Origin of the sequence: Pseudoflavonifractor sp. 60, assembly GCF_009911645.1 — a bacterium.
Taxonomy (GTDB): Bacteria; Bacillota; Clostridia; order Oscillospirales; family Oscillospiraceae; genus Lawsonibacter.
Genome location: NZ_QWKI01000121.1, coordinates 1 through 645 on the forward strand (window position 1 = coordinate 1; position 645 = coordinate 645).

Genomic DNA, 645 nt, shown 5'->3' on the forward strand with positions numbered 1-645 from the left:
CCACGAATTCAATTCCCATCACTTTCTGAATTTTTTCCCACTCCTCACATAACTTTTTCCCCAATTCCTGCTGTTCCTTGCCCCGTTCCATGTTAATTTCGTACTCTCCCTGAAATAAAGCATACAGAATACTGTTCATGCTGCACCTCCAATATTTCGTTTTTCGGAACTTACATGGTATATTATATTCCGATATTCAGAACCTGCCAAGGGGGATGGCAATGTTTTCTAAAAAATTATTCGGTCAACGTTTAAAAGAATGTCGTAAAAAAGCCGGGGAGACTCAGACGCAGCTTGGCGACCTTATTTCTGTCCGCAAAAGCCGTATCAGCGAAATGGAAAGCGGAATCAACACCACAACCGCAGAGAAAATCTCGTTGATATGTGAACATTATAATATTTCTGCTGACTATCTCCTGGGCCTCTCCGATGACCCTGCGCCAGGTAAGGACCGGGAAAAGCTATAGAGCAAAGCGGCAAAGCCGCCAGCCCCCTTTGGCAAAGGCGGGGGATTGTCTTAGGAAAACTGCTTCTATTTCAGATTTTAAGTCGAAACAGTGCCAGCAAATCAATCCCGGCCCGGCTTCGCCGGGAGCCCCTTTTCAAAGGGGCCAGGCCGCCTGCGGGCGGGACGAGGGATAGGCC

1 protein-coding gene is annotated in these 645 nt (G+C 47.6%); it reads left to right on the top strand.

The genetic code is table 11. The annotated features are described in order from the left end of the window. Nucleotides 1–221: 221 nt before the first annotated feature. The gene (locus D1646_RS13165; protein ID WP_160636892.1) at nt 222–467 is read left to right on the top strand and encodes a helix-turn-helix transcriptional regulator; all 246 of its coding nucleotides are present in this window, start codon (nt 222–224) and stop codon (nt 465–467) included. Nucleotides 468–645 lie beyond the last annotated feature (178 nt).

Bases quoted from the DNA above. Each gene is read 5' to 3' on its own strand.
- D1646_RS13165 (WP_160636892.1), top strand. From the start codon at position 222: ATGTTTTCTAAAAAATTATTCGGTCAACGTTTAAAAGAATGTCGTAAA.